This is a genomic window from Caulobacter sp., from assembly GCF_049283275.1.
GTDB lineage: Bacteria > Pseudomonadota > Alphaproteobacteria > Caulobacterales > Caulobacteraceae > Caulobacter.
This window is the reverse complement of the sequence record NZ_JBAPVS010000062.1, coordinates 1-7,564: the sequence shown is the minus strand read 5'-3', so window position 1 is coordinate 7,564 and position 7,564 is coordinate 1. Positions and strand designations below refer to the sequence as shown.

General features: G+C 65.5%; 6 protein-coding genes. 4 read left to right on the top strand and 2 right to left on the bottom strand.

Annotated elements, in window-relative coordinates; genetic code table 11:
* Positions 1-88 precede the first annotated feature (88 nt).
* Positions 89-1,405, bottom strand: coding sequence for an epoxide hydrolase family protein (locus WAL33_RS03155; protein ID WP_422178396.1), 1,317 nt, complete (start codon positions 1,403-1,405; stop codon positions 89-91).
* A 240-nt stretch (positions 1,406-1,645) separates the two neighbouring features.
* A complete protein-coding gene (locus tag WAL33_RS03150) occupies positions 1,646-2,068 on the bottom strand; it encodes an OsmC family protein (protein ID WP_422178394.1) in 423 nt (140 codons plus the stop codon).
* A gap of 217 nt (positions 2,069-2,285) precedes the next feature.
* Here WAL33_RS03150 and WAL33_RS03145 point away from each other — a divergent pair, with 217 nt between their 5' ends.
* From WAL33_RS03145 to WAL33_RS03130, 4 genes are all read left to right on the top strand, one after another.
* Positions 2,286-5,492: a PAS domain-containing protein gene (locus WAL33_RS03145; protein ID WP_422178392.1), complete on the top strand. Its 3,207-nt coding sequence runs from the start codon at positions 2,286-2,288 to the stop codon at positions 5,490-5,492.
* On the top strand, positions 5,492-5,863 hold the full coding sequence (locus tag WAL33_RS03140) for a response regulator (protein WP_422178390.1): 372 nt from the start codon (positions 5,492-5,494) through the stop codon (positions 5,861-5,863). The genes WAL33_RS03145 and WAL33_RS03140 overlap by 1 nt, the downstream gene beginning before the upstream one ends.
* 11 nt (positions 5,864-5,874) lie before the next feature.
* Positions 5,875-6,546 (top strand): response regulator transcription factor, encoded by a 672-nt coding sequence (locus WAL33_RS03135; protein ID WP_422178388.1) that lies wholly within the window; start codon positions 5,875-5,877, stop codon positions 6,544-6,546.
* Positions 6,547-6,664: 118 nt separating this feature from the next.
* Positions 6,665-7,297, top strand: coding sequence for a sensor histidine kinase (locus tag WAL33_RS03130; protein ID WP_422178386.1), 633 nt, complete (start codon positions 6,665-6,667; stop codon positions 7,295-7,297).
* Positions 7,298-7,564 lie beyond the last annotated feature (267 nt).

The window sequence follows — 7,564 nt, the reverse complement described above, 5'->3', positions numbered from 1 at the left end:
CGCATGACGAAAACCGTTGGACGAAAGGAGGGGCAGGCCAGGCACGGGTCGGCGGGGGGAGGTCCGACCCGCGCCTGGCGGCGCGCGGCTAGGCTTGCCGCAGCGGACGGAACGCGGCGCGCAGATCCTCGGTGAGGTATCGCGGTTGCTCCCAGGCGGCGAAGTGGCCGCCCTTGTCGTGCTTCTTATAGTAGATCAGGTTCGGATAGGCGCGCTCGGCCCAGCTCTTGGGCGCCTGGTAGAGCTCTTCGGGGAAGGCGCTGACGGCGACCGGGATGGTGACGCCCTTGGGCGCAAAGAAGGGCAGCTTGCTTTCCCAGTAGAGGCGCGCCGACGACACCGCGGTGTTGGTGAACCAGTACAGCGCCACGTTGTCGACGATGTCTTCCTGCGAAAGGCCTTCGGTCTTGCCGGCGAAGACCCGGGTGATCAGCTCGTAGCTCTGGGCGTCATGGTCGAGCATCCAGGCCGCCAGGCCGATCGGCGAGTCGGCCAGGGCGTAGAGCGTCTGCGGCCGGTTGGCCATCTCGTTGGCGTAGCCCAGGCCGTGCTTGTAGAAGGTGTCCAGCTGGTCGAAGGCGTGACGCTCGTCGGCCGACAGCCCGGCGGGCGGCGGATCGCCGAACTGCAGGGCCTTGGCCACGTCCGCCGGCACGGTGGCGGGCATGTTGGTGTGGATGCCCACCAGCCCCGGAGGCTTCTGCAGCGCCATCTGTTCGGTGACGGCGTTGCCCCAGTCGCCGCCTTGGGCCACGTAGCGGCCATAGCCCAGGCGTTGCATCAACACGATCCAGGCCTTGGCGATACGGATCGGGTCCCAGCCGGTCTGGGTCGGCTTGCCCGAAAAGCCGTGGCCGGGCAGCGACGGGATCACCACATGAAAGGCGTCCGCGGCCGTGCCGCCATGGGCGGTCGGATCGGTCAGCGGCCCAATGATTTTCAGCTGCTCGATGATCGAGCCGGGCCAGCCGTGGGTGACGATGATCGGCAGCGCGTTCTCGTGCTTGGACCGAATATGCAGGAAGTGGATGTCCAGCCCGTCGATCTCGGTGACGAAGTTGGGCAGATTGTTCAGATAGGTCTCGCAGTTGCGCCAGTCGTAGTCGTTGGCCCAATAGCGGGCGAGCGCCTGAATGGTGGCCAGCTGAACGCCCTGGGAGTCGTCGCTGACCGTCTCCTTCTCCGGCCAGCGGGTGGCCAGGATGCGACGCTTGGTGTCGTCCAGAACCGTCTGGGGAACCTGGATGCGGTAGGGCCGGATGGCGTTCCCGCCGCCAGCGCCGCTCGGCTCAGCCGCCGATCCGATCACCTCCACCCCGGCCGAGATCGCCAGTCCAAGCGTCCCGGCGGTCGCCGAGGCAGCCAGGAAGCCTCGGCGCGTGGGCAAATGAGTTTCCGAAGACATGTGGCCTCTCCTGCTGCGAAACGCCGATTTTCGGCTTCAATTCGAATGTCAGAAGATAATTTGTTCTGGACTGCTTCAGATCTCTATTGGACGAAGGTATCGACGATACTTTGGTATCTCATCGAACAGGCGCGATGATTGAATATCCTAGCCCGCACAAGAAAAACGACCGCCGTCGGCATTGGCCAACGACGGTCGCACCCCGGGGACAAGGGGGAGGAGGCGCATCCCCGGAGATCTCTAGGCGAGGCTGGCGTCGAGCGTGATCTCGGCCTTCAGAAGCTTCGAAACCGGACAGTTCTGCTCGGCGTCGGCGGCGAGGCGCTTGAACGATTCCCCATCAAGGCCCGGGACGACGGCGCGCACCCTGAGCGCCGAACGGGAGATGCGAAAGCTTCCCCCGTCCTGGTCGAGCGACACGGCCGCCTCCGTCGACAGCTCGGTCGGATTGAAACCCTCCACCTGCAGTCGGAAGGCCAGAGCCATGGTGAAGCAGCCGGCATGGGCGGCCGCGATCAGCTCCTCGGGATTGGTCCCGGGCTGCCCCTCGAACCGCGTTCGATAGGAGTAGGGACTGTCCTTGAGGACGCCGGACTCCGTGGTGAGGTTCCCCTCCCCGTCCCGGCCGGTCCCGCGCCAAACCGCGTGCGCCTTGCGGATCATCACTCACTCCTTGCAGATAACCTGGGATGCCGCAGCGAGCCGCTGTCGCGGCGCTCGGGTCCCGGCTTCAAAGGAGCGCGCGTCCGGCCGCGCCGTCCATTGGACGAAGGTGTCGCCGATACTTTCGTCCAAGGGCCGGCGACCGACACCAAAGTACTATGGACGACCGCTCACGCAGTGCGCATCGTCGCCAACTGCGGCGCTACGAAAGTCAGGCATGGAGACGAAACTCAGGCGACTGCTCGATGCTCTGCCGGCCATGGTCTGGACGGCCTCGCCAGACGGGACCCGTGACTTCGTCAATAAGCATTGGCTCGACTATAGCGGCCTGACCCTGGAGGAAGCGCTAGCGGCCGATTGGACGGCGATCTTCCATCAGGATGATCTCGCCGTGGCGTTGGCGGCCTGGGAGCTGACCTTGGCCGCCCCGCCGCGGGACATCGAGGTCGAGGCGCGGCTCCGGCGCTTCGATGGCGTCTACCGACGGTTCAAGATCCAGACGCGCCCCCTGCAGGACGCGCAGGGCCAGTTGATCGGTTGGTGCGGGATCAGCACCGACGTTGAGGATCGGAAGCGGGCCGAGGCCCAGTTGGCGGCCGAGAAACAGCTGCTGGAGCAGGTTGCCCGGGGCGTGGACCTGCCGAAAATCCTCGGTGAGCTCTGTCTCCAGGTCGAGAGCCTCAGCCAAGGGTCGCTCTGCAGCATTCTGTATGTCGATTCCGATCGCCGCCACTTCCGGGTCGGCGCGGGGCCGAACCTGCCGGAGGCTTACAACGCGGCGCTCGACGGCTTGAAGATCGATCCCGGATATGGCCCCTGCTCGCTGGCGGTGGAAACCCGGTCCACGATCATCGCGGCCGACCCGCCACGAGATCCGCGCTTTGAAGGGTCGGCCTGGCCCGCCCTGATCGCCGAGTTTGGACTCGCCTCCTGCTGGTCCGCTCCGATCTTCGGCAACAACAGGGACGTGCTCGGGATCTTCGCAATCTACAAGTTGGAGCCGCGGGGCCCCTCCGAGGACGATACGGAACTGATCGACCGCTTCGTCCAGATCGCCGGCATCGCCATCGAGCGCTCGCAGGCCGACGCGGCGCTCAATAGCAAGGCCATGGAGTTGCGGCGCGCCCACGATCATCTGGCGCAAGCGCAGCGGCTGAGCAAGACAGGCAGCTTCACCACTGACGTGGAGGCGGACACTCACGTCTGGTCGGATGAACTCTATAGGATACTGGAGTTCGCCCCCGGGACCGCGGTGTCGTTCAAGACGTTTCGGTCGCTGATCCACCCTGATGATCAGCAGGCGTTCAGTCACGGCTTCCACGCCGCCGTCAAGGACCGCAAGGATTTCGACGCGGTCTTCCGCCTGGTGACCCCGAACGGCGCCCTGAAGTATCTGCACGCGGTCGCCCACCATGTGGCCGACTCGTCCCGCGCCATCGTCATGGGATCGATCCAGGACGTTACGGAAGGCAAGGTCGCCGAGGAGGCGCTCAGAGCCGGCAAGGAGGAGCTCAGGCGCGTCAATCGCTATCTGGCGACCGGCGAGAGGCTTAGCAAGACCGGCAGCTTTCGCTGGGAAATCGCCACGGACGATCAACAATGGTCCGATGAGCTCTACCGCATCTGGGAGATGCCAAGGGATGGCGATCGTCGTGTAGGGACCCTGCACAACAGCGTCGTTCACCCCGACGACCTGCCGGGCCTGAAGGCGATCGTGACCCCCGCGATGGCGGCCGGGACCGGATACGAGATCTCCTATCGGATCGTGACTCCGAGCGGCGCCATAAAACACCTCCATACCGTCAATGAGCGGGTGGCCGAGATCACCGATCGACTGGTGTACATGGGCGCGACGCAGGACCTGACAGCCTACCGTCTGGCCGAAGAAGCCCTGAAGGCGAGCGAAGCCCAACTACGTAAGGCCAACCGCTACCTGAAGGGCGCGCAGACCCTCAGCCGCATTGGAAGCTTCACCTGGGACGTCGAGGCCGACGCCCAGGATTGGTCCGACGAGAATTTCAGGATCTGGGAGTTCGATGCTTGCGTGACGCCGACGATGTCGATGGTCCTCGAGGCGATCCATCCCGACGATCTGGCGGCGGCGGGACAGGCCATCGCCGAGGGCCGACGCACGGGTGAGGATTTTGAGATCTCCTACCGCATCGTCACCCGAAGCGGGACCGTCAAGCATCTCCACACAATCGCCACGAGGGTCGCGGAGGTCGTCGACCGGTTGGTCTACATCGGGAGCACCCAGGACGTCACGGCCAGCAAGCTCGCTGAGGCCGATCTGGCCCGGGCCAACACCTACCTCGTCGCCGCCCAAAGCCTGAGCCAGACCGGCAGCTTCACTTGGGACGTGGCGGCGGACGAGCACAACTGGTCGGACGTGATCTATAAGGTTTTCGGCTTCGAGCCAGGGACCAAGATCACCATGGGCATGATGATGCAGGCCATCCACCCGGAGGATGTCCCGCTCGTGGAGACCCTGATCGGCGGCGCCGCGGTCGGCGAGAACTTCGAACTGGTCTTCCGGGTCATCACCCCGACCGGAGATCTGCGATACGCCCACGTGATGGGGCATCGGATCGACCAGATTCCCGACCGTCCGGTGTTCATGGGCGCACTGCAGGACATCACGGCGCGCAAGTTGGCCGAGGACGATCTCAGCCGCACCCGCGAGGAACTCGCGCACGTTTCCCGCGTGATGGCGCTGAGCACCCTGACCGCCTCGATCGCCCACGAGGTCAGCCAGCCGCTGGCCGGCATCATCACCAATTCAAGCGCTTGCCTGCGAATGCTGGCGGCGGATCCGCCAGACGTGGCGGGCGCACAGGCGACGGTCCAGCGCACCTTGCGCGACGGCAATCGCGCTTCGGAGGTGATCAAGCGGTTGCGGGCTTTGTACGGACGCAAACCTCTCAGCTTGGAGTCGGTCGACCTTCAGGAGGTCGCGCGCGAGATGCTGGCGCTCCTGGCCAGCGAACTGCAACGTCGGCGCGTGAGAGTGCGGGCCGAGCTTGCCGCCCCCCTCCCCCTTGTCACGGCCGATCGCATCCAACTGCAGCAAGTCATCTTGAACCTGATCTTGAACGCCGCCGACGCCATGGTCGATGTCGTTGACCGAGCCCGAGAGTTGCGGGTGTCTGCGCATGTGGAGGCTGACGGCCTGGTGACGCTGGAGGTGCGTGATTCCGGTGTCGGTCTCGAGCCCGACCGCATCGATCCGCTCTTCAAAGCCTTCCACACCACCAAGGCCGACGGCATGGGCATTGGACTTTCCGTCAGCCGGTCCATCATCGAGGCGCACGGCGGACGCCTGACCGCCAGACCGAACCTAGAGGCCCCGGGGGCGACCTTCTCGTTTTCCATTCCTCACGACGGCTCCCCCGCCGTCGCGGATCAAGTCTTGAGGCAAGTGTGATGAGTGAGCGTAAGCTCGTGTCGGTGGTCGACGACGATGAGTCCGTCCGAGAATCCCTGCCTGATTTACTGAAGTCCCACGGCTTCGAGGCGCGACCGTTCGATTCCGCCGAGGCGTTTCTCGCATCCGACAGTCTTGCGGACACGCGTTGCCTCGTCCTGGACGTGGCGATGCCCGGAATGACGGGACCTGAGCTGCAACAGGAGCTTGCGCGGCGCGGCGCCGAGATCGACATTATCTTCATTACGGCACACGCGGATACCTCTGTGGAGGCTCAGGTGCTCATGCGGGGCGCCACGGCCTTCTTGCTTAAACCCTTCAGCGAAACGGCGATCGTCGAGGCGATCCAAGCCGCGCTTGAAAAAGGATGAGGGACTTTGCCATGCAACCAACTCCCCGCGACTTTGGCGCCGGCGCAGCGCCCCAGACAGGATGGTCGTCGACGCCGACCGTGTACGTCGTCGACGACGACATTTCGGTCCGCGAGTCCCTGGAAGCGCTGATCCAGGTTTCGGGATGGGACGTGCGAGTCTTCGCGTCCGCCACCGATTTCCTGGCGACCCCGGCCAACCCTGGTCCAAGCTGTCTGGTGCTCGATGTCGGCCTGCCCGACCTCAATGGCCTGGACCTGCAAGACAGGATCGCCGGCGAGCGGTCGCAAATGCCGATCATCTTCATCACGGGTTATGGCGACGTCCCGATGACGGTGCGCGCGATGAAGGCCGGGGCGGCGGAATTTCTGACCAAGCCGCTTGGAGACGACGTTCTCGTCAACGCCATCGATTTGGCGTTGCGCCGCAGCCAAGCCGCCGTTGGAGAGCTGACGGCGCTTCAGGTTCTGCGAGACCGTCGCGCCACCCTCAGTCGCCGAGAATGCGAGGTCATGGACCTGGTCGTCTCCGGCTTGCTGAACAAGCAGGTCGGCGGCGAACTCGGCATCAGCGAGATCACCGTCAAGGCCCACCGGGGGCGGGCGATGGAGAAGATGCAGGCCAAGTCCCTCGCCGATCTGGTGCGGATGAGCCAGCGCCTGGGCCTGCATCCGGCGAACTGAGACGACACCAAGGTCTCGGCGACACCAAGGTTCAATAGAACCTTGGTACGCCATGGCCTCATCCTGTCTCCCAGGCCTCGTCGCGAGCGCGATGCGTCGATGATCGGGAGATCGGACCATGATCCAGCAGACGACGATCCACGGTCACACGGCCAATCTGCCCCTGCACATGGTCGAGGAGATCAACCATCGTGTCGTGAACGCGTATGCCGAGGCGATCTCGAGCCTGTCCCTGACCGCCGCACAGATCACGGCGCCCGAGGTCCAGGTCGCGCTGGCCCGCGCCGTCGACCGGCTTCGGGCCCACGCCGAGACCCATCGCGCCCTGCTGCAGCCGATGGAGGGCCAGGTGAACCTGGCCGACTATGTCGGCGGTCTTTGCGCCTCGATGTCACGCGCGTCGCTCGCCGAACGCAGCGTCTACCTCACGGTCGAGACCGACGAGATCTGGGCGGGCTCCGCGCGCGCCTGGCGCATTGGTCTGGTGGTCGCCGAACTGGTGCGCAACGCCGCCCGGCACGGGCTCGGCGGACGAAGCGGGGCCATCACCGTCCATCTGGCGCAGCGTGGCGGCGAGATCTTCTGCGGGGTCAGGGACAACGGCGGACGCCCTTCCAACCCACGGCCCGGCCGCGGCCAGGGCCTGGTGCGCGCCCTGGCGGCCGAACTCGGCGGCTCGGCGGACTGGCGGTTCAGCGATGGCGGCTGCGTGGCGCGGCTTGTCGTGCCCATCGAGGCCCAAGCGTCCTGACGGACTGAACACGGCCGCGGCCGACCGCCGCTGAGACCAAGGTATCGTCGATACCAAGGTTCAATTTCGCCGGACCGTGCGCCGCCTAACTCTCCAGATGAGGTCGCGCCGGCGCTGTGTGGGCGCGCATCGGGAGACACTCCATGACGTCCACGCCATCCCGCACGCAACGCGCTCGCCCCCTGTCGATCTTGGCGGCCATCGGCTGCGCGCTCGCCGCCGGCGTCGCCGCTACGCCCGCCGCCAGCCAGGATGCGCCGGCCGGCC

Coding starts and splice junctions, on each gene's coding strand:
- WAL33_RS03155 (WP_422178396.1), bottom strand. CDS start 1,405: ATGTCTTCGGAAACTCATTTGCCCACGCGCCGAGGCTTCCTGGCTGCC.
- WAL33_RS03135 (WP_422178388.1), top strand. CDS start 5,875: ATGCAACCAACTCCCCGCGACTTTGGCGCCGGCGCAGCGCCCCAGACA.
- WAL33_RS03145 (WP_422178392.1), top strand. CDS start 2,286: ATGGAGACGAAACTCAGGCGACTGCTCGATGCTCTGCCGGCCATGGTC.
- WAL33_RS03140 (WP_422178390.1), top strand. CDS start 5,492: ATGAGTGAGCGTAAGCTCGTGTCGGTGGTCGACGACGATGAGTCCGTC.
- WAL33_RS03150 (WP_422178394.1), bottom strand. CDS start 2,068: ATGATCCGCAAGGCGCACGCGGTTTGGCGCGGGACCGGCCGGGACGGG.
- WAL33_RS03130 (WP_422178386.1), top strand. CDS start 6,665: ATGATCCAGCAGACGACGATCCACGGTCACACGGCCAATCTGCCCCTG.